Origin of the sequence: Microcoleus sp. D3_18_C4 (assembly GCF_036702355.1) — a bacterium.
Lineage (GTDB): Bacteria > Cyanobacteriota > Cyanobacteriia > Cyanobacteriales > Microcoleaceae > Microcoleus.
Genome location: NZ_JAUBTF010000051.1, coordinates 1 through 26,056, shown reverse-complemented (window position 1 = coordinate 26,056; position 26,056 = coordinate 1). Strand labels below are relative to the sequence as shown.

General features: G+C 47.0%; 27 protein-coding genes and 1 pseudogene. 14 read left to right on the top strand and 14 right to left on the bottom strand.

Features of this window, described 5'->3' with window-relative positions; all coding sequences use genetic code 11:
* Positions 1–7: 7 nt before the first annotated feature.
* Positions 8–727, bottom strand: a complete 720-nt coding sequence (locus tag QUA90_RS22455; protein ID WP_333447797.1) for a hypothetical protein — start codon at positions 725–727, stop codon at positions 8–10.
* A gap of 145 nt (positions 728–872) precedes the next feature.
* Here QUA90_RS22455 and QUA90_RS22450 point away from each other — a divergent pair, with 145 nt between their 5' ends.
* Positions 873–1,013, top strand: coding sequence for a hypothetical protein (locus QUA90_RS22450; RefSeq protein ID WP_333447796.1), 141 nt, complete (start codon positions 873–875; stop codon positions 1,011–1,013).
* A 93-nt stretch (positions 1,014–1,106) separates the two neighbouring features.
* Positions 1,107–1,619 carry a rhodanese-like domain-containing protein gene (locus QUA90_RS22445; RefSeq protein WP_333447794.1) on the top strand — a complete coding sequence of 171 codons (513 nt, stop codon included), beginning with the start codon at positions 1,107–1,109 and terminating at the stop codon, positions 1,617–1,619.
* 323 nt (positions 1,620–1,942) lie between these two features.
* Here QUA90_RS22445 and QUA90_RS22440 read toward each other — a convergent pair whose 3' ends face one another.
* The 5 genes from QUA90_RS22440 to QUA90_RS22420 all read right to left on the bottom strand — a co-directional run bounded on the left by QUA90_RS22440 (position 1,943) and on the right by QUA90_RS22420 (position 6,566).
* Positions 1,943–2,377 (bottom strand): NUDIX domain-containing protein, encoded by a 435-nt coding sequence (locus QUA90_RS22440; protein WP_333447792.1) that lies wholly within the window; start codon positions 2,375–2,377, stop codon positions 1,943–1,945.
* A gap of 74 nt (positions 2,378–2,451) precedes the next feature.
* The gene (locus QUA90_RS22435) at positions 2,452–3,198 is read right to left on the bottom strand and encodes a peptidase (RefSeq protein ID WP_333447791.1); all 747 of its coding nucleotides are present in this window, start codon (positions 3,196–3,198) and stop codon (positions 2,452–2,454) included.
* A gap of 91 nt (positions 3,199–3,289) precedes the next feature.
* Entirely contained in the window at positions 3,290–3,529 is a 240-nt protein-coding gene (gene secG, locus QUA90_RS22430; protein WP_333057626.1) for a preprotein translocase subunit SecG, read from the bottom strand.
* A gap of 337 nt (positions 3,530–3,866) precedes the next feature.
* Positions 3,867–5,465 carry a 2,3-bisphosphoglycerate-independent phosphoglycerate mutase gene (gene gpmI, locus QUA90_RS22425; RefSeq protein WP_333447789.1) on the bottom strand — a complete coding sequence of 533 codons (1,599 nt, stop codon included), beginning with the start codon at positions 5,463–5,465 and terminating at the stop codon, positions 3,867–3,869.
* Between the two features lie 429 nt (positions 5,466–5,894).
* Entirely contained in the window at positions 5,895–6,566 is a 672-nt protein-coding gene (locus QUA90_RS22420) for a retropepsin-like aspartic protease (protein WP_333447787.1), read from the bottom strand.
* Positions 6,567–6,767: 201 nt separating this feature from the next.
* Between QUA90_RS22420 and QUA90_RS22415 the strand changes: the two genes are divergently transcribed.
* The 4 genes from QUA90_RS22415 to QUA90_RS22400 all read left to right on the top strand — a co-directional run bounded on the left by QUA90_RS22415 (position 6,768) and on the right by QUA90_RS22400 (position 10,763).
* The gene (locus QUA90_RS22415) at positions 6,768–8,210 is read left to right on the top strand and encodes a hypothetical protein (protein WP_333447785.1); all 1,443 of its coding nucleotides are present in this window, start codon (positions 6,768–6,770) and stop codon (positions 8,208–8,210) included.
* 183 nt (positions 8,211–8,393) lie between these two features.
* Positions 8,394–9,146, top strand: a complete 753-nt coding sequence (locus QUA90_RS22410; RefSeq protein WP_333329763.1) for an MORN motif-containing protein — start codon at positions 8,394–8,396, stop codon at positions 9,144–9,146.
* A 105-nt stretch (positions 9,147–9,251) separates the two neighbouring features.
* Entirely contained in the window at positions 9,252–9,965 is a 714-nt protein-coding gene (locus tag QUA90_RS22405; protein ID WP_333329766.1) for an MORN motif-containing protein, read from the top strand.
* Between the two features lie 177 nt (positions 9,966–10,142).
* Entirely contained in the window at positions 10,143–10,763 is a 621-nt protein-coding gene (locus QUA90_RS22400) for a DUF6391 domain-containing protein (protein ID WP_333329768.1), read from the top strand.
* A 225-nt stretch (positions 10,764–10,988) separates the two neighbouring features.
* Here the strand turns inward: QUA90_RS22400 and QUA90_RS22395 are convergent, their stop codons facing one another.
* Positions 10,989–11,759, bottom strand: coding sequence for a Uma2 family endonuclease (locus QUA90_RS22395; RefSeq protein WP_333447783.1), 771 nt, complete (start codon positions 11,757–11,759; stop codon positions 10,989–10,991).
* A 194-nt stretch (positions 11,760–11,953) separates the two neighbouring features.
* Here QUA90_RS22395 and cax point away from each other — a divergent pair, with 194 nt between their 5' ends.
* Complete coding sequence (gene cax / locus QUA90_RS22390; protein WP_333447781.1) at positions 11,954–13,054, top strand: calcium/proton exchanger; 1,101 nt, start codon at positions 11,954–11,956, stop codon at positions 13,052–13,054.
* A gap of 253 nt (positions 13,055–13,307) precedes the next feature.
* Here cax and QUA90_RS22385 read toward each other — a convergent pair whose 3' ends face one another.
* Positions 13,308–13,952, bottom strand: a complete 645-nt coding sequence (locus tag QUA90_RS22385; RefSeq protein ID WP_333329774.1) for a hypothetical protein — start codon at positions 13,950–13,952, stop codon at positions 13,308–13,310.
* Between the two features lie 202 nt (positions 13,953–14,154).
* Positions 14,155–15,819 (bottom strand): DUF655 domain-containing protein, encoded by a 1,665-nt coding sequence (locus tag QUA90_RS22380; RefSeq protein WP_333447779.1) that lies wholly within the window; start codon positions 15,817–15,819, stop codon positions 14,155–14,157.
* A 191-nt stretch (positions 15,820–16,010) separates the two neighbouring features.
* On the opposite strand from QUA90_RS22380, the gene QUA90_RS22375 reads away from it, so the two are divergent.
* The 4 genes from QUA90_RS22375 to QUA90_RS22360 all read left to right on the top strand — a co-directional run bounded on the left by QUA90_RS22375 (position 16,011) and on the right by QUA90_RS22360 (position 19,587).
* A complete protein-coding gene (locus QUA90_RS22375) occupies positions 16,011–16,415 on the top strand; it encodes a DUF7682 family zinc-binding protein (protein ID WP_333083813.1) in 405 nt (134 codons plus the stop codon).
* A 276-nt stretch (positions 16,416–16,691) separates the two neighbouring features.
* On the top strand, positions 16,692–17,882 hold the full coding sequence (locus QUA90_RS22370; protein WP_333447777.1) for a cysteine desulfurase family protein: 1,191 nt from the start codon (positions 16,692–16,694) through the stop codon (positions 17,880–17,882).
* A 96-nt stretch (positions 17,883–17,978) separates the two neighbouring features.
* Entirely contained in the window at positions 17,979–18,758 is a 780-nt protein-coding gene (locus QUA90_RS22365; protein WP_333387415.1) for a Uma2 family endonuclease, read from the top strand.
* A gap of 172 nt (positions 18,759–18,930) precedes the next feature.
* On the top strand, positions 18,931–19,587 hold the full coding sequence (locus QUA90_RS22360; RefSeq protein WP_333387412.1) for a hypothetical protein: 657 nt from the start codon (positions 18,931–18,933) through the stop codon (positions 19,585–19,587).
* 71 nt (positions 19,588–19,658) lie between these two features.
* On the opposite strand, the gene thiL is transcribed toward QUA90_RS22360, so the two are convergent.
* The 3 genes from thiL to QUA90_RS22345 form a co-directional block, all read right to left on the bottom strand.
* A complete protein-coding gene (gene thiL, locus QUA90_RS22355) occupies positions 19,659–20,654 on the bottom strand; it encodes a thiamine-phosphate kinase (RefSeq protein WP_333447775.1) in 996 nt (331 codons plus the stop codon).
* Between the two features lie 173 nt (positions 20,655–20,827).
* A complete protein-coding gene (locus QUA90_RS22350; protein ID WP_333083817.1) occupies positions 20,828–21,142 on the bottom strand; it encodes a hypothetical protein in 315 nt (104 codons plus the stop codon).
* A gap of 242 nt (positions 21,143–21,384) precedes the next feature.
* A complete protein-coding gene (locus tag QUA90_RS22345; protein ID WP_333447773.1) occupies positions 21,385–22,509 on the bottom strand; it encodes a peptidylprolyl isomerase in 1,125 nt (374 codons plus the stop codon).
* Between the two features lie 430 nt (positions 22,510–22,939).
* Here QUA90_RS22345 and efp point away from each other — a divergent pair, with 430 nt between their 5' ends.
* From efp to QUA90_RS22330, 3 genes are all read left to right on the top strand, one after another.
* The gene (gene efp / locus QUA90_RS22340; RefSeq protein ID WP_041622404.1) at positions 22,940–23,497 is read left to right on the top strand and encodes an elongation factor P; all 558 of its coding nucleotides are present in this window, start codon (positions 22,940–22,942) and stop codon (positions 23,495–23,497) included.
* Between the two features lie 199 nt (positions 23,498–23,696).
* Entirely contained in the window at positions 23,697–24,254 is a 558-nt protein-coding gene (gene accB / locus QUA90_RS22335; RefSeq protein ID WP_333329797.1) for an acetyl-CoA carboxylase biotin carboxyl carrier protein, read from the top strand.
* Between the two features lie 30 nt (positions 24,255–24,284).
* Positions 24,285–24,677, top strand: coding sequence for an ArsR/SmtB family transcription factor (locus QUA90_RS22330; RefSeq protein ID WP_006631662.1), 393 nt, complete (start codon positions 24,285–24,287; stop codon positions 24,675–24,677).
* 115 nt (positions 24,678–24,792) lie between these two features.
* Here QUA90_RS22330 and QUA90_RS22325 read toward each other — a convergent pair whose 3' ends face one another.
* Both QUA90_RS22325 and QUA90_RS22320 read right to left on the bottom strand, forming a co-directional pair.
* Complete coding sequence (locus QUA90_RS22325) at positions 24,793–25,548, bottom strand: GerMN domain-containing protein (protein WP_333329799.1); 756 nt, start codon at positions 25,546–25,548, stop codon at positions 24,793–24,795.
* Between the two features lie 438 nt (positions 25,549–25,986).
* Positions 25,987–26,056: pseudogene (locus QUA90_RS22320) on the bottom strand (photosystem II protein D1); the annotation flags it as partial.

The following is a 26,056-nucleotide window of genomic DNA, read 5'->3' as shown; positions in this document are numbered from 1 at the left end:
CTCAATCTCAAGATGGTTTGCTAGCAAAAAATAAAAGACCTCTTACGTCGTCGCTGATCGAGTCTCGTTTTTGTTCATCAGTTGCTCCACGAGCCTCTCCACTTTGGAGATAAAATAAACGATCGGCCTGCATCTGCATAATCAAGTCTTTGAAATTCTCCCGGCTAACCTGTTCCCCTAGCTCACGGCGCAGATGCCAGATGGGGACAAGTCCCCTGTAGTTGTAGCCTTTGTCCAATTTTTCAAATAAGGCAAGGGCTTGGGACTTAAAATCGTCATAGGATGCGATCGTCCCTACATCCGCCTTCCCCTTCTCAACAGCAACACTTGCCGCACCATCCTGATGCCGAATCCACTTCAACAAAGAATTTCCCAGCCGAGTACCAATTTGAGAACCATCAAACTCAAACAAAGAATCCTTACTTTTGAGCCCCTGCGCTAAAACTTCTTTCCCTTTCGCCGTCAATTCCACCAGCGTCACCCGATTTACTAGCGAATACTCGATCGCCCCAGTCGCCTGCAACTCACCGAGCACTCCCAGATATCTCTGACTCGTCTCATTAGTCCGCACAATCCGCTTAGTCAACTCCCCCTTTTTCACCTTCATCTTCCCGCCGCTCAAATCCCACAAATTCAGCAGTACCCGAACTTTAGCCTTCGCATCCCACACCGCTTGCTCTTCCGGTGTCAAAGGTTTAGGCATCGCAATTTCATCTTTCTCAGACATATCTATACCTTTAAATACTTGTTTTTACTTTTAAATTTTACCAGAAACCTTGCTGGCAAACATTTAAACTTTTCCGCAAAAATCCGCGCCAGGCTACGCACAACTTATGCAAATTTAATTTAAAAATAATAGGCATTGACTAAAATTGAATTCTTTGATAAAATACCAACTCGAACAAGCGATCGCCGTTCATATTCTCCGCAGTAAATGCGATCGAAAACATTTTAAGCACAGCCCGCTACCTCCTAGCAACCTCAACAAATGTAGCGATCCCAACCGCAGCTAACAACCAGCAAACCAGCGTAACTGCGACTTTAGTTCAATGCCAGATTCAGCCTTTAGAAAGACGAATTCAACTTAGGCATCTTGTTACATTGCAATGGCAATCAAAACATTCAACAACACTTTACCGATGAAAAATATTCCTGACCAAATTTCCGACATCAAAGAAAAACTTCCAGATTTGACTCCCACCCCTCCCGGTTTAAAAGCTCAAGCATCTAGCCACGACCTCAAAGCCCGTTTAGATTGGGGCGAACCCGGACTCACAATCATCGACGCTCGTGATTTTGAAAGCTTCACCAAAAGCCACATTACTGGCGCGGTAATGATGCCAATGGACGAATTAGTCGCACGAGCACAATCTAGTTTAGAACCCATCCGCGACATCTACATCTACGGCGAAAACGACCAACAAACCGCCGAAGCTGCCAATCTTCTCCGCGCAGCCGGCTTTCAAAAAGTAGCCGAACTAAAAGGCGGAATTCCTGCTTGGAAAGCCATTGACGGCCCCATCGACGGCGCTGCCGAACACGATACTCCTGGCCCCGACGCCTACAACGTTTTTTCTCGCTTGCAACACCACGCCGAAGCCCAGAAAATCAACAAATAACCTCAGATTGGCGGCAGGAGTCGCCCATAAAATCTGACACTTAAAAAACCCGGTATCGCAAAAGTTACCGGGTTTTTCTATCAGAACTTATACCCCAATACGCTTGGGTTAAAACTGTTTATTCCCCGGAGATCCCCCTAAATCCCCCTTAAGAAAGGGGACGCAAGAGTAACTTCTTGTCCCCCCCTTAGTAGGGGCGGTGCCCCCGTGCCCGCCCTTGGCTAGGGGCGATCGGGCTTAACTGAACCATATTGACTTATACCAAATCCTGCCTCAATTTTCTTAGTCTCTTACAGAGTGAATTCCTTTGTATAGCCTCGGTTTCAACCGCCGACTCTTAACTTCCTGCCATCCAAATATGCCTTAACTTCCGCAAACATTAAGCGGTTTGCATCAAAAGTAATCTGCTTAACAGCTTCCTCAAAAGAAAGCCAAGCAGAATTTTGAACTTCCTCCTCTTGCAAAACAACTTCCATCGACTTGACAAAACCTAAAAAATAAGTCACAGTCTTTTCAATCGGCTCCCCATCCTTAACAAAAGAATAGTGTTCCGTAAAACTCGGCTCATCCAGCATTTCAAAATCCGATATACCAGTTTCCTCCTCAAATTCCCGCCTAGCCGTTTCCGCTGGAGATTCCCCCGGATTCGCGTGACCTTTCGGAAAAGCCCAATGTCCCGCTTGATGTTGAATCAACAAAAACAAAGCATCAGCTTCCTTTCCAAAAATCGGCACAATCCCAAAACATTCATCTTTCATTTTCCTGATATTTCCTATTAACTATTAGGTTTTGTTAGTCCGCGTAAGCGAACTTAATTTGTGTAGATGCGATTTCAATCGCCGAGTCTCTGAAATTCCCACCCCAAGCGAGTCTGCTGTGCATAAACCCGCTTCAAAGTATTAACATCCCTCGCTGAAATAGGCGGAGGATTTCTCACCTGAGAAAAATAAAGCACATCAGTTTCCATCAAACTGTGGCCCCAAATTCCCAAAGCGTGACCCAACTCGTGCCGCGCCGTCGCCGGAATATACTTCCCCACTTGATTCGGATTCAAATAAACCGAAAACCGATGAGATAAAACAGTTTTATCCCCATCCCGACGGGCGTACAATTCATAGGTAGCCTCTCCAGAGCGCGATCGCAAAATCCCTTGACGCAAAGGCGGAGCCCGACGTAAAATCCTAATATCAGCCCCCTCCGAACTATCCACCACTTCCAAAGGCAAATAAACCCCCCATTCCCGCACCACATCCAACACAGCCGCCACCCATTCTCCAGACTTATTAGCATCAACAGGACGCTCAACATAAACCTGAATTGGAAACTTCGACCACAACAAATGACCGAAATTCGGTGGCTTAACCTGGTCAAAATAATCACCGCTATCCGTGGAATCTTGCCAATTCGCTAGCGTTGGTGGCAAAGGGTGAACCTGTGGATTCGGCAAACTATTCGGGAGAGAAGAAAGACTTGCAGCCGGAGTATTAACCTGAGTAAAAATTATCAGGCTAAAACAACATACAGCCAATCCCAAGCCAGCCAGCAATCGAGATTTTACCGTAACTTTCCACAACCGCATTTTTACAATCGAAAATAGACGAAAATAAACGCAGATGAACTTGATATTATCTGCGTCTCTCTGCGTTCATCTGCGGTTAAAAATCCAAATCTTATAACTTAGGCGCCAACCAACCAGCACTCAAAATCACAGTCAAACCCATAAAAACAATAGACAGACCCCAAGTAATCCGGTTCAGACTCGTTTCTGCACTCTTGGCGCTGGTAAACAATTGAGCTTGTCCGCCAATCCCGCCAATACCATCGCCTTTAGGACTGTGCAGCAACACAAAAATCACAAGTCCTAAAGCAGACAAAGACCAGATAACTTGTAACACAGCAACAATATTCATAATCGGGGGGAATTGGTAATTAGTAATCGGTAATTTATTATGATATCAAATTTGGTCGATCGCCCGCAAACTCGCTTAGGGGCACGGCAGTACCCATTGTTGTCAAATTAAGCTGTTAGTCCGCCAGTCCGCCAGGGAATGAATTCCCTGTCTAATAGCTAAAGTCTTCGCTATGAGGACTCATGAGTTTAAAAATTTTTCTTCTCAGTCCTCTTGAGAGGACTTTCGCTATGAGGCAGGGGTTTCAACCCCTGTCGGACTATGGCTTATACCTTAAATAGACAACAATGGACACGACGCCGTGTCCCCACCTTTAGCGAGATTTCGCCCACCCCTACTACAATCGGACTCGCACCGGAGTGCGATTGGCACGAACTTCAAACTCAGGCGATCGAATCATAGAGCGTCCCGTCATCTCCGGGGGCTGAGGCAACCTCAACAGCTCCAGAATCGTCGGCGCAATATCCGCCAAACAACCGTCCGCCCTCAGAGGAACATCCGTTCCGTGACCCGGAATCTTCCGACCTTCACCCTCTACCAGAATAAACGGCACGGGGTTAGTAGTGTGAGCCGTCCAGGGATTCCCGTCCTCGTCAAACATCTGCTCAGCATTTCCGTGGTCAGCAATAATAATTGCCGTTCCCCCAGCTTTACTAATGGCGCTCACCAGCCGCCCCAAACATTTATCCACAGTTTCGATCGCAACTATCGTCGCATCCATCATCCCCGTATGACCAACCATATCCGGGTTAGCGTAGTTAATCACCATAAACGAATAGATGCCTCTTTCCAAAGCCGTCACCACCCCATCCGTCACCAAGTCCGCCGACATCTGGGGCGCCTCATCGTAAGTCCCCACCATCGGGCTCTGCACCAACTCCCGGTGTTCCCCGATAAAAGGCTCTTCCAGACCCCCATTAAAAAAATAAGTCACATGAGCGTACTTTTCAGTTTCCGCTGTCCGCAACTGCTGCAAACCGTGCTTAGAAATCACCTCGCCCAGAATATTGTTCAAATTCTGCGGTTCAAAAGCCACCATTACCGAGAGTTTCGGGTCGTACTGAGTAAAAGTCGCAAATGCCAGCGGCTCAATTAACTGCCGTTCAAACCCCTTAAAATCGGGAGATACAAAAGCCTGAGTCAATTCTCTAGCCCTGTCTGGGCGAAAATTAAAGAAAATTACCCCATCCCCGGATGCCACCGCCCCGCGCGCAATTCGAGTCGGAACTGCAAACTCGTCGGTCACTCCTTCACCATAAGAGGCCTGCAACACATCAACAGCCGATCGACCGTCAGGAGCACCCTCAGTCGTCATCACCTCGTAAGCGCGCTGCACCCGATCCCAGCGCTTGTCCCTGTCCATCGCGTAGTAGCGGCCGCTGATGGTCGCAATCCGACCGACCCCGACCTCTGCGATATAACTTTCAATCTTGCCTAGAGCTTCGACACCCTCTTTCGGAGTAGTATCACGACCGTCTGTAATCGCGTGAATGCAGACATCAGAAATACCCTGTGCCTTTGCTAATTGCAGCAAACCCTTAATATGACTGAGATGGGAATGAACCCCACCTTCAGAACAAAGACCAGTCAGGTGCAACTTGCCGCCCGTGGCGCGGACTTTCTCGCAAAGCTCAACCAGCGCCCGGTTGTCGAGCAAAGAACCATCTTCCACGGCATCCGAGATCCGCACCAACTCTTGAGGAACGACGCGGCCTGCGCCCAGATTCAAGTGACCAACCTCTGAGTTACCCATTTGCCCGTCAGGCAGCCCTACCGCCCGACCCGATGTTTTAATCAGAGTTCTGGGATAAGCAGCCCAGAGACTGTCCATCACGGGTGTTTTCGCAGCGGCGATCGCATTTCCGTCTTTTTCTTCACGATAACCCCAGCCGTCTAGAATAATCAGCACTACAGGAGATACAGACGCTTGTGCCATGTGAATACCTTATTTACAATAATTAATTTCTCGATCGTCATGATTGCCGATTTTGCGGAACATCTGCCGCTAATCAGTTTACATATTTTCTAAGCTCCGGCTGAACAATGCCAACCAAAATTCCCTCAGCCACAGCATTTTGGGAACTTATTTCGACCGGCTTGGCGAATTGTTTAATTGATTGCCTTGGCTTGTACTGTGAATCGTTGTCGCAGACTGTTACCGATCTCACCAACAGCAGCCGTGCTTTTGTGGCCGGATTTCACGGATAGTTTAACCGTCGGTGGCTGTTGAAACACTAGAAACCATACCACACTTGGTTACATTTTGCTACCGCCTCAACCAATAATTTTAAAAGCCTTGACCGGGCTGCGAATAACTTTATAGGACACGAGTTAAGCAAAAATCGGTTTCCGACTCCGCTCACTTTCAGCGAACATAAAATTCTACAACATCTTTTTTAATTTTGACATCGTAATTGCCAAAGAAATCGTGACCGAGCAGACCTATTGGCATTTGTTTGGCGATCGCCACTTCGACATTTTGGATCGCAGCACCCCCAACCCGAATCGATCGCACTACGCCGATCGGGAACTCGACAACGCTACCGTCAGCGATCCCCGCTCTGATTGTACGCACCGGCCTCACTCCCAGTGCAGTAGCCATCCGCTGAGAAATCAAAGTGCCACTCGCCCCGGTATCCACAATCATTTCAAAAGTCTGGTTGCCGTTAAATACCACATCAATCACCGGTGTCCCGCCTGCGCGGCGCTTGATTTTAGCTTGAAATACCTGTGAATTCCCCGGTGGCTTCGCCCGTTGATTTGCTGGGGGTTTTGCACCACCATTTGATGGGTTCCAAAACTGAGAGTACAATTTGCCAGTTGTCAATCCCGATCCCGTGATAGTGCGATTCCCTTCGGGATAGCTGCGCCGCGCGTGCTGCTGGGAACTCACATCCGGCACCAATGTCATCACCTGGGTTTCTGGCTGATGTGAACCAGAATACACCTCGCCACCCCCCACCGATCCCACACCCACCAAAACGGTCGCAAAAACAAAGCCCGATCGCCAAATCCGCTTGAGAATCACTTTTGCCATGATCTAAATACCTTGATTGATTCAATATTTCCCACAACGACCGCCATTGATATCCTAACTTGCTCCAGAAAACCCAGCGGCCGAAGAGTCCGATCAGATCATCAGGAAAACTTGGCAATTTTCAAGCGATCACATAACATCGAAACACAGATAAACTAATAAACGGCAACAGGCTGTAATTGCATAGCCTTGTTGGATATCTTGAAATTAAGCATTTGGGGGCGATCGGCAATGCACAAACTTTTATATTTTGCGACTATAGGACTACTAGCTTTCTCGATCGGAGGATGCGGTGGCGACGAGGCCAGCAACACAGCCAGCCCCAGCCCCAGCCCCAGTGCAGCCTCTCCATCTCCGACCGCCTCTGCCAGCCCCACCCCAGCAGCTCAGGCTTTCCCGTCCCCAGTAGTAGCCGCCCAGCCTCCAGGGTTAATTCGATCAACCAACCCAGACGAACGGGCCAGACAGGCTCAAACAAATATCGGCGACAACAAGGACAGGAATCCAACGCTTCCGCTTCAGCCCGTGCCCCAAGGCCCTGTGACAGCCAATCCTTCTCAGTTAGACCCCTTTGGGCCGCTGCCGCCGATCGTATTACAAATCCCTCCAGGAGCCAACGGAGCGGGTGGGACTACCTCAGAACTCCCCAAACTGCCACAGCGACAAGTTGCCGTGCTACCCGAACTTCCCGAGTTATTGGCTCCCCCCCCACTTAACAGGCCTAATCAGACGGTTATCCCCATGTCACGCACGGATCGTCGAGGACGCACTCAGCAACTACGAGATGGATCGGGAAATTTACTTCCCGAAGGTGATGGGGCGCAAATTGACTCGCGTCCCATAGTTCCAGGGCCAACTGCTCCTCGGTTAGGTGGCGGTGGCGGTGGCAGAAATGGTTCCTTACCCGGAGGCAGCACCGGGGGACAAATTGGCTTGCCGCCCATAGTTCCGGGGCTAGATGCTCCTCAGTTAGGTCGTAATCGTACATCCCCCCCTGGACTCGAACCCATTGCAGCGAGACCCATAGGAGTGCCGGATCTGCCGGAACTGCCAGTAGACAAGCGCCCCCCCCAATGGAGAGACCCCAATGCCAGGGTAAGAAGAGGTCCTGGCACCCGTCCCCCTGGAACTACTGGGCCAATAGCAAGTAGACCCCAAGATGCGCGGAATCCGCAGCGTCGCCCTCCAGCACCCCCGCGCCCGCCCCAGCCAATAGCAGCGAGACCCATAGGAGTGCCGGATCTGCCGGAACTGCCAGTAGACAAGCGCCCCCCCCAGTGGGTAGACCCAAATCCCCCGCCTCCTCCCGTCATCCCAGTAGTTCCGCCACCGCCTTCTACTGACCTCGCTACAGGCACTGAAGTCAGTGGCGTGGTAAAAGTCGGGAACGAGACGCAAGTGATTGTCAAAGTACCGAATGAACCAACCAGCCGATATGTCAAAGTCGGGCAGCGGCTGTCTAACGGGCAAGTGTTGGTGAAGCGGGTCGATCTCAAGCAAGGAGCAGATCCGATCGTGATTCTGGAGGAAAACGGCGTTGAGGTAGCCAAAGGTGTGGGCGAAAAACCCGCCAGTCGCCAACCACAACCAGCCAATGCAGTTATTAGCCGTCTCCCAAATCCGAATAGCTCAACGCGACGCTGAAAATTGACAGTAAAGCAGGAAAAATGCTAAAGGCAAAAACTCTAATTTTTGCCTTTTTGCATTTAGGGCAGATCTCAAACCTGAAGGTAAAATTAGTACAGGGATTAAAAAATAGACGACTTTTCAGCGAGTATTAGCTTCTAGAAAATCCCTATTAGTAATTGAAGTTAAAGGAGATTGATCATGCTCGGTTCAATTCAAAAATTAGGGATGGTGATATTAGTTGCTTCTTCTATCGGCAGCGCTACTAATCTCTTCAATCCCCAGCCATCAATGGCTCAAGCAACACCTGATCCAAAACCAGAAGAAGAAAAACGCTCTCCCTTCTGCCAAGGCAGCCTTCCTACGGGAAGAGTGAAATGCAATTACGAGACAGGCGATAACTACGAGGGAAACTTCGTTAACGGCCTCCCCGACGGCAGCGGAGTTTACGTCTACGCTAATGGCGATCGCTACGAAGGACAATTTCGGAGGGGAGTGCCCAATGGTAGAGGGACATTCATTTTTAAAGATGATGGCCGCTACATAGGCGTGTTCCAAGACGGCACGATGAGATCTGGGACGGTGGTTTTCCCCAACGGTGAGCGCTACGTGGGAGACTTCGGAGTCGTCCAGAACCTTCAGACTAAAGTTATTAGCAGCCAACCAGCAGGGCGGGGTCAATTTTTTTATACTAATGGCGATCGCTATGAAGGACAATTCTTTGCAGGTTCCCCCTTTGGCCCAGGGGTATTAGTACGCAAAGACGGCACTCGCTGTTCTGGCAGGTTTTTTAATCAAGAACTTGATGCTACTGTCACCTGCACTTTCCCCAACGGGACGCGCTATGAAGGAGAATTGCGAAAGGGAGTGCCTCACGGTGTCGGGACGATGATCGATGCTAGCGGTAGGCGCTTTCCGGGGGTATTTCGCAATGGCAAGCCCGGAGTTTCGTAAAGGATAAATGATTGAGGTTTTCAGCTAACTTTTGACAACAAATGGGATAAAAGACAAAGGACAGAAGAAGATAATATCTAACAGCGCATAGGAGCAAGTTGATTGATGATTTCCCGTTCTTGGACCAGTGGAATCGCTTTATTAGTTGCATCAGTGTTGGGAATTGGTAGTTACGCGACTTATCCTTTGCCCTCAATGGCGCAAGGAACAGAAGCTAGAACCGGCCGGTGCGTGCCAGCTATCGCTACAGGTAGAGTTAGGTGCGATTATGACAGCGGTGATAGCTACATCGGACAGTTCGTTAACGGTTTGCCCAGTGGCACTGGGGTATACATATATTCCAACGGCGATCGCTATGAGGGGCAGTTCCGTCTGGGCAAACCAAATGGTCGAGGACAATTTATATTTAAGGACGACGCCCGCGTCGAGGGCATATTCCGAGATGGCAAAGTTAGTTCCGGCACAGCTATTTTTACTAATGGCGATCGGTATGTGGGGTCGTTTTCTCTTGATCAAAAAGTAGGCGTGCCCACGGGACAAGGCCAATTCATTTTTGCTAATGGCGATCGCTTTGTGGGTCAATTTTTAGGAGGCAAGCCTTTAGGTACAGGAGCGTTCACCCGCGCTGACGGCAGTCGGTGTTCGGGACAGTTCTATACTCAAGAACTTGATGGCAGGGGTAACTGTTCGTTCTCCAACGGTATCCGCTATGAGGGAGAGTTACGCAAGGGATTGCCTCACGGTAAAGGCACAATTATCGATACCAGAGGCCGGCGAATTCCGGGAGTATTCCGCGACGGCCAGCGGCAAGAGCAATAAACTGGGAATAAGTGCGATCTATTAGTAAGGGCAGGTTGAGGGCTAATAATTTTTGCACAAAACCTGCCATTGCTAGGTTTTAAAGTCAAAACTATTGATAATTTATGACCGGCTTTTTCTCAACCGAATTGCTAATGTTAAATATCCACTTAATGGAGTTAATGGAGGCGTTTTGATATGACAACTACTGCTTCTGCTTCCGGCCGCACCGGCCAGTTTCCCTTCGACTTTGCCCCGCAGCGCACTCAAGATGCTGATTTGTTGCGACAACTCAATTTTGTGCCCGGTTTGAAGGAAGTCTTGACTTTGCGCCAAGTTCATGCTTTGGAACACGCTACTGTTTGGGTACTGGGCCAATCGTTTGGTGCGACCACAGCAAGAACCGATAATGAGTTATTGGGCGGGATGTCCACAGACCAAGGGTTTTATCTTTATGGCCACGTTAACATTGCACAGTTGCGTCAGGCAGTGCGCGAGGCTTTGCAGCGGATTGCCAGCGGAGAGTGGGATTTAGCTGTACATCCCCGCTGTGGCACGAATTTGTCGGTGGCAATGCTGCTAACGGCAGGACTTGCTGTTGGCATCAATTTAGCCCTGCCTCGCGGGCCCATTCTGCAACTTTTAGGTTTGGGTGCAGCGGCGGCGGCGGCGGCTCAGTTAGCCCCTGATGTGGGAGCTCTGGCTCAGCGATACGTCACCACTGCTATTCCGTTTAATTTGAGTGTTGTTGATATTACTGTAAGTCACGACTTCTGGGGACGCGAAGCTCATTTTGTGCGGGTGCGTTGGGTTGAATAGTTGCACAGTATCAAGCCCGATCGATAGATCTAGCTCATCTGCGTTAATCTGTGTTTATCTGCCTGTATCTGCGGTTAAAAAAAGAGAATTTATTAACCGCAGATGACAATAAATTGAAGCTAATGCAAGCAGAGGTCGAGCAGAGATATCTGAATAATTATGATGCAGGGCTGCTTTGATATAACTAATAACCATTAACTCATGAATTCTGGGTCATCTAAGCTCCTAAATGCGATCGGGATCTACTCCTAATTCTAGCAACATCGCCGCCAATCTTTCAGCCCGTTGGCCCTGCTCATCAGCCCGTTGGCGCTCCACCGCAGCTTGCTGCTCAAGTTCCTGGAACCGAGCTTGTTCTGCTTTAATCAACCCTTCAACTAATGGCGGAGACAGTATTTCATTCACTGATAATGTTAGATTGGGAAATACTACAGACACCATTTGTTGCCCCGCCCTAAAATCAGTCTGGGTATAGATGTCTTCACCTTCAGGAAAGGCTAAAACTCGCACCAATTCTTTGTGAGGTGTAGGGTCAACAATGACATATTCAGGTACGTTAGCTAGTTCGTACTCAGCTCGTTTAATCACATAATCGGCGCGCCGATTTTGACTCACTACCTCTATGACTAACAGCGGCTTTTCCTCAAAATCGAGGATACCAGAACTTGGTCTAGCAGCAGCTTGTTCCAAAAGACTTTGAGTGCAAACAACTACATCAGGAATCCGAGAGGTATCTTCTTCTGTTCTTACTCCCAGACCTGTTTTTGCTACTAAGTCAAGATTGTGTTCAGCTAGGTAACGCTGCAATTTGTAAACTAAATATTCGCAAATTTTGATATGTAAAACTGTGGCGGTTGGCATCGGAATTAATTTGCCTTTGTACAGTTCATATTGTAAATCGGAATCAGTTTGATAAAATCGGTATTCTTCAAAAGTCAAGGTGGATGAAGTATCAATTTGCTTTGATTCAACAACTGGCACTACAGATTGAGACATATCTTTTCACCGATGTCGATATAATTCTATTATATTCAATCTGCCTCGAACTGCGTGCATTTGCGGTTAAAAATTCCCAATTATCGATCGCACTCGCCACCAGAATTGTCAGAGAATAGTTGAATAGTGTAAAATCGACTTTGCGATCGCCCCGGTAACTAGACCTCACCCTTCATTACACCATCCGAGTTCCTATGTCAATCAAAAAAATTCTTTCCATAGCGCTGTTAATTTTCATCCCCATTTCCATCGCCGCTGAGTATTTGCATTGGGGTTCCCTCGCAGTTTTCCTCACATCCGCTTTAGGCATTATACCTCTGGCTATTTGGTTGAGCACAGCAACAGAAGAAGTGGCGATCGTTACAGGCCCCTCCATAGGCGGCTTATTAAATGCAGTCTTCGGCAATGCTACGGAATTAATTATTGCAATAGTTGCCCTAAAAGCTGGCTTAATTGACATTGTGAAAGCCAGCATAACCGGTACAATTATCAGCAACTTGCTTTTAGTCATGGGATTTTCCATGCTGTTAGGAGGAATCCGCTACAAAGAACAGGAATTTAAGCCAATAATCGCGCGGGTGAACGGTTCCACAATGACTCTAGCAGTGATTGCCATCCTGCTGCCGACAATGGTAATTTACACCTCCAATGGAGTCGAACCCGCAGCCATTCAGAATCTTTCCTTAATAACTGCGATCGTCCTAATCGCAGTTTACGCTCTAACTCTGCTATTTTCATTAAAAACCCACAGCTATCTTTACGATGTTAGCTTACTAGAACTAGAGTCAGAAAATTCTCAAAATACCAAAGAGGAATCTACTACGCACAAACCGAATTTGTGGTTGTGGATAGGAGTGCTAGTTGCCTCAACTGTTGCTGTTGCTTTTGAATCAGAAATTTTCGTGGGTGTTGTCGAAGAAACTACCAAAGGATTGGGATTGACGCCACTGTTTACAGGGGTAATTCTGTTGCCGATTGTTGGCGGCGCGGCCGAGTATGTAACTGCGGTGGGAGTTGCCATGAAAAACAATATGGATTTGTCAGTTTCTGTCGCAATGGGTTCGAGTTTGCTAGTTGCTTTGCTGGTAGCGCCGGTGTTGGTAATTATCGGATTAATAATTCATCAGCCGATGGATTTAAACTTCAATCCGTTTGAAGTAGTTGCAGTTGCCATTGCCGTGACAATTGCTAATCTAATTAGTCTTGACGGGCGATCGAATTGGCTCGAAGGAGTGTTGCTTTTAGCAACATACATCGTGTTAGGAGCCGCATTTTACTTTCACCCCATTACTTGATTTCTCGTGGAACAGGCATCTTGCCTGTTCCACAAAAACTCAATTTTCTTAACTGGTTCCTAGGCTGTGCCTGGGAACCGATGTAAGCGAGGCTCTGCCTCGTTTGCTTCCATGAAAATTGGAGGCAGAGCCTCCGGATCTGCGTTACCAGGCTCTGCCTGGTAACGAGTAATAACTTATCTTGTTTCTGGTTTGTTATTCCTCTTTGTCTTCTGGCCTTAATTAAATAAAAAATTTTTTGGACAGAAAGTAGTTAGGGACAGCGACATTGTTGAACAGGAAAACACTCTTGTCTGCAACTTCTTTTTCTGCCTTTACGATCGCGACAATCAGAAGTATCCCGACATTCTACCTGATCTTGACAAATTTGCTGACGGGGAAAAGTACCTAAGTTTTGTATAGAAACTTCAGCCGTAAGCGCACCCTGTTCTATAACTTGGTCATTTTCTTTAATTTCATAGAGAAACTTATTTTCTCCCTCTAAAACCGAAAAAGTTCTTGTTTTGTGACTGTTACCCAACTTAAATCCAAAATCCTCGGAGAACTCACCTTTATTGTAACCTCGGTCTGTGTAAGGATAGGGGTTAGTTTCCATGCCATCAGTCACATTTTTAATCATTACCCTTCTGTTAGGGCCGGGAGGAGTCTTGCTGGAGACAAATCGAGCGCTTTGCGAATCAGGGGAGAAGACAGTACCGGCACACGGGCCTACATATTCAGTGCGCTTAAATTGAATTAAATTAATATTAAAAGCGTTTTCGTTTTTGACCCTAAATTGTGCTTCGCTACTCTGCTGGGCGCTAACTGTGAAAGCTGCTAGCGTCAAAAAAATTGCCCCCAGAAAAATAGCTAGAAATTTGATTTGTGGCCTCCCCGTAACAAATCTGGCGTGTTCCATCTCTCTCTACCTCTCAGGTGAATAGATAGCATTTTGTTTAGAAGTTATTTTAACTTGAGAGCTGATGTGTTGTCAAAGTAGATCCAATAGGTTTCTAGTGAGGACTTGAGTCTTTGATCCTGAGTTGCGAAAGGGAAAACTGAACTCCTGAGTGCGTGCGAACTTTGTGGAGTCAGGAATGAAGTCCTGAGTACGAACTTAACTACCAAGTTACTCGATCGCGCCATCTCTCTAAAATCTTGTCCCCAACTCCCTGTACCCGTGCCACATCCTCCAAAGAAGTGAAAGGTTGCTGTTGCCGCGCTGCAATAATTCTCTCGGCTAACTTCGGGCCAACCCCAGGCAAGGTTTCTAATTCTTCCTGAGTCGCTGCATTCAAATTAACTAACTTTTTTCCCGCAGCAATTTGAGGTTTAGCACTCGGCAATTTTGATGCTGCTTGTAGTGAATCGCATTCTTTTTTCTTAGCATCAATTCTCTGTTTGATTCGGGCGGGAATTCCCAAAATTGCACCTTTGTAAAGCCGATCGAACTCCCGCTCAAAATGGGCTGCAACTACGGGACTCTCGATCGCCAGCAGCGTCTCGTCATTCCCGTGATTTGCCGCCTCACTCCAGTTGTGAGAACCTGTAAGCACCGTTTTGCCGTCCACAACGCCGAATTTGTGGTGCAGGCGATCGCCCATTGGTAACAGCGGGACTCCCACCGTAGTCAGCGGCTTTCTCCAAGGGCGATTGTCAGTTTCTAACCCGCAATCTTGCATCAAAGTCGCCCCCATCATATCCAACCCTTCACTGTAAGAGCGATAAATAAAATTAGAGTCAATTAAAGCTCGCACCGCAACTCCCCGGCTAGCTTCAATTTCCAAAGTATTTGACAACCGCTGAGCCGAAAATACAAACAATGCCAAATCGACCGACTTTTTCGCACTACCCAAAGTTCGATTTATCAAACTGTTAACGCTTTTTTCCCAAGGCAAAGTCTGGGAAGTCGGCGAAAATTGCACCGCAACTGTCGAATTCCCTACTCTTACTTTTTGCACTTGACGAAACGGCTTTTTGATACCAAACTTGCTGTCCGGTTTTCCTCCGGGCCCGTCGCCCCACATGATGTTAAATTCTTGAGTAAACAGTTGCGCTAATTGAGCATTTTCTATTTTCAGTAAATTGTTCGCATTGCCGCGACTTGCGGCTGTCTTGAAATCGCCATGTATATCGCTTGTGGTAAAATTAGCAGAAGTGACGATTACGGTTTTGCCATCAATTACCACAAATTTGTGGTGCATCAAACCGCTGCCTTTACTGCCGTCAGCAGTATCATCAATTACAGGAATACCCGCATCCTTGACACTTACCAAAGCATCATTTTGCTTGATTTCCTCGACCGTTAATTTACCGTCTTTATTGGTATCGGCAAGTTGCACAAATTCGGTATAACGATCGCGCTCTCTTTCCGGTAATTTCGCTAACTCCTGAGCTGTAAAATCGCTCCAAGGGCGACTATAGATATGTTCGACAATTAATCTCACTTTAATTCCCGATCGCTGTCGATCGGCCAAAACCTTCGCAATACCTGGCAATCGAAACTCCTGAACCGCTACATCTACCGTCGATCCAGCACTGGCGATCGCCACAGCGATCAAATTTTCTAAATCATCTCCAGGTCTAGTTTGCTGGCGGTAAGGCTCTGTATAACTCGAAGCGATCGACTGATTGAAGTATACTTGCAACAAGGGGTCTTGAGGCAATGGAGCCAGACTGAGAGGTAAATTCTGCACGTCTTGCTTTGTTTGTCCGCAGCCCGCCAGATTGATCGCCACCAGCCCAGCAAAACACAAACCGAGTAAATGATAATACAATACAGTCACAAAATTTTAAAAAAAATAGAGGTTATTAGCCGAACCAAAGTTCAAAGTTATTGGATCAAGTAAAGTTACAACCTATTAAATTTATGCAAGGGAATAGATTTTGCGTCTTGTAGAACTGCCTCGATGCCGGAAGCATCACTGGTAGGGTAGCAGCATTCAGGGGCGTGGGTCAAACCCGATACCGCTGCTTTATGGCTAAAAGAAAAAGAATTTTTCCGTGCGGTCACAAAGGATATGGTAAAGCGTGCCATCGCTGCACGCAAGAGTTGGTGGCGCAGCAGCATTACGTTGAAGTGCTGACACAAAAACAAACCAAAAAACAAGAGAGGGAAGCATCATTTGCTAGAGATATCATCGATCTCAGAGGTCTGCCAGACCACGTAGTTACTAAAGCCCGCGCAATTATAGCAGCTTTGGGCGAAAATAAGAATTACAGAGATTTCGGCGGCAAACGCCTGCGTCACAACCGTTTGATAATCAGTATTCCTGTAACTCGCAACTACAGAATGCTTTGTGAAGATTGCGGCACTTTCTTAATTCCCCAAAAAGTTTTGTCGCACGAAGATTACAACGTCTGTAAACCCGGAAGTCATTAGTCAGTTGACAGTTGACAGTTGACAGTTGACAGTTGGCAGTTGACAGTTGACAGCTTGCAAGAGAGAAGGGTTGGGAGTTGACAGTTGACTGTTGGGAGTTGGGATTTGACAGTTGTGAGTTGGCTTTGCCGTTATTAGTTGGCAATTGGCGGTTGCGATCAGTCATAATTTAACAATCATGAGTCATGAGTCAATAATCATTTATGCCTTTAGGATAAGTGCCTTATTCATTAGGTAGTCAATCATTCATTATTAGTTCGTCATTTAATTAAAGCCATGCAAATTTATCTCGACTATAGTGCTACAACGCCGACACGCCCAGAAGCGATTCAAGCCATGCAAAAAGCTCTCACTCAGCAGTGGGGAAATCCTTCCAGCTTGCACGAGTGGGGACAAAGGGCGGCGACAGCTTTAGAATTAGCAAGAATGCAGGTTGCTAGCTTGATTAACGCGCTACCGGAATCGATAATTTTTACCAGTGGCGGAACTGAAGCGGATAATTTGGCAATTCTGGGAATTGCCGGTCTTTATACAAAGCCACAGCATATTATTATCTCCAGCGTAGAGCACTCCGCTGTAGCAGAACCGGCGCGACAACTCGAACAGTTGGGATGGGAGGTAACGCGCCTACCAGTGGATAAATTTGGGCGCATTCACCCTTTGGATTTGCAAGAGTCGCTGCGATCAAATACAGTGTTAATTTCAATCATTTACGGACAAAGTGAAGTTGGCACGCTGCAACCAATTGAGGCATTAGGACAAATTGCGCGCGATCGCAATATCATGTTTCATACCGATGCAGTTCAAGTTGCCGGCAAGCTGCAAGTTGACGTGCAGAAACTGCCCGTAGACTTGCTTTCGGTTTCCAGTCACAAACTTTACGGGCCACAAGGTGCAGGCGCGCTTTACGTGCGTCCGGGAGTAGAATTAGTGCCAATGTTGGGGGGCGGTGGCCAAGAATTGAAAATGCGTTCCGGGACACAAGCGCTGCCGGCAATTGTCGGTTTTGGGGTAGCGGCGGAGTTAGCTTTGCAGGAAATAGATGTGGAAACGCCGAGGTTAATTGCATTGCGCGATCGACTTTTTGACCGATTATCCCACGTACCCAGTTTAGTACCAACTGGCGATCGATATTTCCGACTCCCACACCACGTAAGTTTTTGCATAATCTCCCCTTCCTCCCGCCCTTACCAAAAGAGAGATACAGGGCGAATCACAGGCAAAACTCTGGTGCGGCAGCTAAATTTAGCAGGAATTGGCATTAGTTCCGGTTCTGCTTGTAGCAGCGGCAAACTAACTCCCAGTCCGATATTATTAGCAATGGGATATGACGAAATCGGCGCCGTTGGTGGAATCCGCTTGACTCTCGGACTAGAAACCACAGAAGCTGATATTGATTGGACAGTAATTGCGATCGAGCAAATTTTGGATAGATTAATGCCAAAGGTAGCATTATCTAGGCGTTAGGAATGATTCCGATCTTGAAAACACGTTTCCCACAAAAAAGCCGCTTGATATCATTTACAATAAAATAAAATCACCATCTATTTTGGGGAAAAAGCAATGGTTACAAAACTGCAATCTCCCGACAAACAAAATATCATCTACCCCGACGATAACGGCGAACCAATGTCAGATAATACCGAGCAGTTTCGATTAATCGTTTGGATTAAAGAAAATTCTGAACTATTGTTTGCGAATGACCCGAATGTTTTTGTCGCCGGTGACTTACTTTGGTATCCCGTTGAAGGAAATAATAAACTTTGCCAAGCACCAGATGTGATGGTAGTTTTTGGTAGACCAAAAGGTTATCGTGGTTCCTATCAACAGTGGAATGAAGATAATATTGGGCCACAAGTTGTGTTTGAAATTTGGTCGCCGGGAAATCGGCCCGCTCCGATGATTCAAAAGTTCAAATTTTACGAACGTTATGGTGTGGAAGAATACTATTTGTACGACCCACAAACATTAGAGTTGACTGGATGGCAACGTCAAGAGGAACAATTAGAAGCGATCGAACAAATAGACGGTTGGATCAGTCCCAGACTGGGCGTCCGGTTTCAATTATCTGAAACGGGACTCGAAATGTTTGGGCCGTCTGGAGAAGCGTTTATGAGTTTTGTGGAACTCGCTCAATTGCGACGACAGGCCCAAGCGCGGGCTATTGAGGCAGAGCAACAAGCTCAGCAAGCAGAGCAACTGCGACAACAAGCAGAGCAACAAGCTCAGCAAGCAGAGCGACGCGCCAGTGAGACAGAAACTTTGCTGCAACAAGAACGATCGCGATCGCAAGCTTTAGAATCAAGACTGCGAGAAATGGGAATCGATCTAAATCAATTGTAATAGATGATTCGGCGATTGAAACCGCCGAGTCCATTCTTTCTACGCACAACCAAAGAAACCGGGTTTTTTCCAGAATCTTCGCCTGTAACCAAATATTCTCGCAAAAACCCGGTTTCTGGCCACCCACCAAGCATGATAAAATAAATCCCGGTGTTATTCACAACTCCCCACAATGGACGAAACCCGCGCCCAAGCCTATCTGCAATTAATTCACACTCTGCTGAATGCCCCCAAAGGAGACGAACCGCAAATATTACAGGATAACTCAGAATTACTCGATCGCGGATTTCTGGAAACTTGCGAGTTAGTAGCATCAACCTTAGCAGAGCAAGGAGGGGAAAATGGCGCTAAATTCCTCCGACATCTAGCCCGTTACCTAGCGCAACTCATCGATATGAACGATGACGTAAATAGCAACAACTCGAAGAGTGAAAAATTCCAAGAGTATGCAAATTTTTTCCTAGAATTATTGCAAGCAGAACAAGATAGCAACGGGGATATAGCAGTAATTTACCCCATGCTGGAAGAGCGACAACATCTCCTTAATGCCACTTTTGCAGAGACTTTACAGCAAGTGGCGCAGAAGTTAATTGCCGGCGAAAACTCAGAAACAATTAGCTCAATTATCGGTCTTCTTGAAAATTTGAGTATTCATATTAGTGACTTTCCCAGTGGGAAGAGAGCGAATAATATTGAAATTGCCATTACTGGTTATCAAATAGTTTTAAGTAATCGGGAACCAGGTAGCGAAAAATGGACGCAAACTCAAAATAATCTGGCTACTGCCTACAATAACAGAATCAACGGTTCGCTGGCGGAAAATCTGTAACGGGCAAAAACTAGGCGCTTAAAACCGCGTCTATACAAACCAAGTCAGCCTATGCGGACAAGCGAGATAATTCAGAAGTGTTGAAATCCTCGATCGAGCTTTAATACAGTATCAGGATAAATGCCGCTGCTATCAGTCAACCAAATATCGGTGCTATCCGTAGCGGTTCCCACAATCGCGGCTCCATTTCCTATTTTTTCTACCAATAAGTGAGCGCTTGTTATTGGCAAAAACAGCACTAACTCGAAGTCTTCGCCGCCATATAATGCCCAATCTAAAGGTTTTTCGGTTGATACGATTTTGCTGCAAATATCGGGAATTGGTATTTTTGTGCGATCGACCTTTGCGCCAACACCGCTAGCCCGAGAAATTTGAATAATCGCATCTGCTAAACCGTCGCTACTGTCCATCCCGGCGATGGAAAATTCACTTTCGAAACCTAATATTTCCCAAACCACCGGCAAAACATCCAGCCTCGGTTTAGGGCGCTGGTGAGCGAGAATTAAAGAAGCCCGATCGACCTTTCCCAGATTTTGCCCAAATTCAGGATTTAACAGCAATTCTAATCCCGCGCGCGATGCTCCGTGAACCCCAGTAGCCACAATCGCCCAGCCCGATCGCGCATTTGACCGACTAATGGTACGATCGCACTCAACCTGTCCAAAAGCAGTAATCGCCACCGTCACCACGGGCGATCGCACAACATCGCCACCGACGATCGGCGTATGATATTCTTGCAAGCAAGCCGTCATCCCCCGATAAAACTCTTCAACCCACTCCACAGCCGTATCCGCCGCCACAGCGAGGGCTACAGTCACCGCCAGAGGTGTTGCTCCCATCGCAGCCAGATCCGACAAATTTGCCGCTGCGGCGCGCCATCCTGCGTAATAAGGCCCTGTAGTGCGATCACTGAAATGCACTCCATCCACCAACATATCTGTAGTGATAGCCAGAGATTGGTTGGGAGTTGTAGGTATGACAGCGCAATCATCACCAACTATCTCTGCGGGGCAGAATTTTTGCAATATTCTTAAAAGACCTTGTTCACCGATATCTTTAATCAGCATTAAAAAGGATTTTTTAGTGAGAAGCGGGCGGGCAAGATGCCCATCCCACAATAAACTCAATGTATTATGGAACAGGTATCTTACCTGTAGCACGTTATTGGTGCGTAATTCCTGAACCAATGACAACTGTCAACTGTCAACTGTCAACTGTCAACTGTCAACTGTCAACTGTATTACCATTCCTTACCCGAACTCGGTGGTAAGCGCAACCTAGGAAACCTATAAAAAGTATCTCCTTCATCATCTACCTCTAAAACCGCCGAAAAAATCTTAACTTGCCGAGTTAAATACTGCTGAGCAACTTCAGCCTCAACCCTAGCATTAGCCGCCAGTTGAATCAGCGCAATTTGACTATTTTGAGTTTCCAACAACTGATAAAAAGCCTCATCCAACCGCTGCTTTTGCTTGTTTTCATTCACATTTTTTACAATCAACAAGCCTGCGAATCCGCCCAAACCCATTACCAATAAAAATTGTAAAATAGCCATATTCTCGATTGAATTCCTATTTTCAATAACGAAACTATAAAAATTATCTCTTCTTCCAGCCTGATTCCGGCGGGCTTTGTCTGTGTCAAATTGATTTCAATCGCCGTCATCTGTATTTAGAAAAGATTTCAATGCCTGTCACTATTGATTTTTTCAGCCCGCGCAGGCGGGCTTTGTTTCTGTAAAAGCGATTTCAATCGCCGTCACTTTGGTGTAAAAGCGATTTCAATCGCCGTCATTAATTAAACTTGAGGTCGCACCAAATTTTCGATTCCTTTAACTACCTTAGCAGATACAATCTTGTCTCCCTGCTTCAGTTGCTCCAAAACTTCTTTTCCTTCAATCATGTAACCAAAAACAGCATAGCGGCCGTCCAACAGATTCAGGCCAGCGGGCGTGAGTTCAGGTTCAAACAAGAAAAAGAAAAACTGAGAAGAAGCGCTATCAGGGTCAGTTTCTGTACGGGCCATAGCCACAGTACCGAAAGCAGAAAAAGGCAAAACAGGTTCGTCGCGATAACGCCCCGCATCTTCTAGAGTAATCCCGTAAATAGGTTCTTTTTCGTCCCTCACGAGCACTTCTAGCGGTACATTGCGGTATTTGCCAGTAGCTGGGTCAATAAAACCAACATCCTTGCCTTCGGGGTCTCCCGTTTGCAAAACGTAGGATTCTTCCGATCGAATAAACGGCAAACCGTCATAAAAACCTCGATCGACTAAATCCACAAAGTTACCAGCCGTAACCGGGGCGCTGTAGCCGTCAACCACAACAGTAATTTCCCCTTTTTCAGTTTGTACAGCCACAGTAGCGCGGCCTTTCAGTTGAGGCAGATTAGCATACTTGGCAGGCACTTCAAACGGAAACTTTGTCACCATCAACTCTTCGATTTCGCCTACCGAACCTAGGATTGTGGCTTTCAAGTCAATCACTTTGTCCCTGTCTTTAGCCTCAACAGCCTTTTCCAGTTGAGCAACTTTCTCCTTGACTCCTGCAACTAGCGCCTCCGCTTCCGGCTTTTTGGCGTCGGGAATACTCTCTAAAAGGTCAGATTCCCGAAGGTTGAGAATCCTGGAAGCCTTGCTGACATCGCTGCTAATAGGTCCCCAACGTTTAGACCGTATGTGGTTGCCAATGTCTTCGAGACTAATTTGCAACTCTCGTACAGTCTGATTGTCAATAGGTAAAGCGAAGCGCAGCAGCGCCCGCCCGTCCGTAATCGCATTCCCTGCAGGCATACTGCTGCTGGGGCGTTTCGCATGGGAGACTGCACTGAAACTCAGGGAGAGAGTGAACAGCAAGAGTGCTAAAGCGACGGTTTTGACCCAGCGCTTGCACGTATCGATCGAGAAATTAGGCCAATGCAACATAACTTTAACTTTTATTGCCTCTCTTATCTTCCCACAGCGCTGCCCGCCCTCTAAGCTGCTACCCATCTAAAGTGCCTGTTGGTTTGGCCCGGGAGGAGTTGCCCACTAACAACAGTCAACAGTCAACTGACAACAGCCCACTGCCCACTGCCATTAACATTTCAGTAAAGCACTTGCTCCCTTTGAACGGTAAAATAAAATGCCAATTGCTTTTTGATGCCGTCAGCTAGACTGCGGCTTTAACCTGAGCCGCTCAAAAACGGATACAATCCCCAGACTCCTGTCGTGGAGAGATCAAAATTTTAGACCAAGGTTCAATCTCCCAAATTCATCTGTGGAGTAAATCTAAAATCTAAAATCTAAAATCTAAAATCGACTGACTTTAGTTCCCCCGTGCCTCAAGGCGACGGGATTGCCCGCAAAAATTTATATGATCTCCAGTAACGACTTTCGACCAGGTGTTTCAATTGAATGGAATAACGGCGTGTGGCGGGTTATCGAATTCCTCCACGTCAAGCCAGGAAAAGGCTCGGCTTTCGTGCGGACAAAATTAAAAAACGTCCAAACCGGAAACGTAGTAGAACAAACCTTCCGGGCGGGCGAGACTATGCCTCAAGCCAACCTGGAAAAGAGTGTGATGCAGCATACCTATAAAGAGGGCGACGATTTCGTCTTTATGGATATGGAAACTTACGAGGAAAGTCGCCTCAATGCTAAGCAAATAGGCGATCGAGTCAAGTACCTCAGTGAAGGGATGGAAGTCAGCATCCTCCGCTGGAACGACCAAATCATGGAAGTGGAACTGCCCAACTCTGTTGTCTTGGAAGTGCTGCAAACCGATCCCGGAGTCAAAGGAGATACTGCCACCGGTGGCAGCAAACCCGCGATCGTCTCCACCGGAGCTCAGGTTATGGTGCCTCTATTTATTTCCATTGGAGAACGGATTCGGATTGATACTCGTGAAGACAAGTACCTCGGCCGAGAATAGAAACGAGGGAATAAAAGGGAGTTTTTAGTTTTTAGTTCTGAGTTATGAGTTAAAGAATTCCCAATTCAATACTCATCGCTCACAGCTTAAAAACTATCCCTTTTTCCTCCAAAGTCGTTGATGCTCCTAGCTTCGCCTGATTCTGAATTTTCAATTTTCAATTCTCAATTTTCAATTCTCAATTACCCTTGAATCTGCTGTGCAACTAGACTTAAACCAGCTTTGTGACCTGCTAACTGTATTAGACAAAACTGGCATTTCGGAACTCACCTTAAAAAGTGGGGATATCGAACTGACAGTACGCAAAGGCATTCTGGCAAGTTCACCAGGCACCTCTGCTGCGCTCCCTGCTGCTGTGGCGAGTGTCGCTCCGAGCCTGTTGGGCGCTGTTGCTAGCCCCACCTTAGCGTCACCTCCTGCTGTTGACCAAAATTTAGCAGCGGATCTGGCTGCACCTGTACCCGTCGCCCCTGTCGCCGTACCTGCTGCCGTACCTGCTTCTGTCGATACGAAATGGGTGCCAATTATCTCGCCGATGGTAGGAACCTTTTATCGCGCTGCTGCTCCTGATGAGCCACCTTTTGTCAATGTGGGCGATCGCATCAAGGTCGGCCAGACAGTCTGTATTATCGAAGCGATGAAGCTGATGAACGAGATCGATGCTGATGAAGTCTCCGGTCAAGTGATGGAAATTTTAGTTCAAAATGGCGAACCTGTCGAATACGGTCAAGTGTTGATGCGAATTAATCCGGATTGAAGGATTACTTTATTGTTATGGACAGAATAAATGCTAATATTTCCCGATCACTTCTCTCCGGTGAGTTTGATGAAGTCATCCCAGCCTGTCCCGCAAGAGGTCGTGCAACAAGTTGCTGAGTATTTCAGTATTTTGAGCGAACCTATGCGTTTACGAATTTTGAACTTGCTTCGCGACGGCGAAAAATGCGTGCAAGAATTGGTGGAAGCTACTCAAACGAGTCAAGCCAATGTTTCTAAGCACCTAAAACTCATGCTCCAAGCTGGTATCCTCACTCGCCGGAGTGAAGGGACTTCAGCTTATTATAAGGTGCAAGACGAGTTAATTTTTGAGCTGTGTAATATGGTGTGCGATCGGCTTGCCAGCCGGATCGAACAGCAAGCCCTACACTTTCGGGCATTTAGCCTAACTACGAAGCACTGAAAATTAGTTGCCAGTCCTCAATCCTCAATCCTCAGTCATGAGTCATCAGTTATCAATTCCTATTCTCGGCCTTCAGACCGATGACTAATCACTTGTAACTAATGACTCATCATTACTAAAGGGGAAAATTTTTGTCAAAACTTTGGCGTGTACTCGGCTGAGCCACCTCCAAACCTTCGCCACCCAAAAGTTCTAAAGGCTTGCCTTCCACCGAAATCCAAACCTTGGTATTCGGTTGTAAACTCGTAGCCGTATAGATAACTTGCCCTAACCGGCCAGTCATCGAATTGCTCCCTCCCCCCGAAGTAAATTCGGCCGACAAATCGACATAAACTCCGTCATTCTTAACACTCAAACCCCTGAGTTTTGTCCCATTAGGAATTTCGCTAGAAACAGTTCCATCCTTCGGCCCAGCCAACAAACTGTTAAAAGCAGCTTGTAAAGCTGCATCAGGCTTGTCAGCTTGTTTGACAGCTACTTTCGTAGGAACTCCCTCAAATTTGCCACTGGCATCTTTAACCCAGTAGACTTGCACTGTCTGGACATCAGTCTGCGGCAAAGGCTTTGGCTGCGGCGATTTTGGGATCAGAGCGTTAGGCGTCTGAACCTGCGGCGTCTGAACCTGTGGCGTCTGAACCTGTGGCACTTGTACAGGATTTGGAGGGGGTACGGGGATAACTACAGCAGGAGATTCCGCTGGACTTGGGGACAGCGGCGGAGCGGTAGTCTGAGCAGAAGACGGCGTATCTGCGGGGGTTGGCGAACGGTTCGCAGTCCACCAGGCAATGCCCCCTCCCGTCAGTAAAGCCAACCCGCAAACACCGGCAATGACGGCTGTGGAGACGCGGCGTACTTCTTGTCCATCTTTCATAATACAAATCCTCTTTAGAAATAGAGCGCTTGGGACGGTGAGGAGCGACTCCCGATCAGCTACATTTGTCTATGGTTAGATTCTGGAATTGACACAATTGCATTGCTGCTAGCGAACACTTTATAGCAAGCCCAACATATTCTGAATCCGACTATTGGAATCCTAGACCATAATATAAGATTTCGCCCGTGGAGTATGTCACAGTATCTCGATCGGCCTAGTGGCTATATTCTATAGTAATCATAAAAAATTAAAGAATAAAGGAAGAAAAAATAAGTAAAAAGCAAGAAGAAATGTCACGGATGGATGTAACGGAGGTAAGGGGGGTAACGGATTTAAGGGATTTAACGGATAGAAACAGTTCTAGGAAAATATTTTTCCCCAAACAAAAAGCGCCCCTATTACTAGGAGCGCTTTTTGTCAATCGATAGCTAAAACTTAGCCATTGATAGAAGGAGCAACCAAAGCTACAGGAGTGACTTCACTTGCAGCCAAGTCAAGCGGGAAG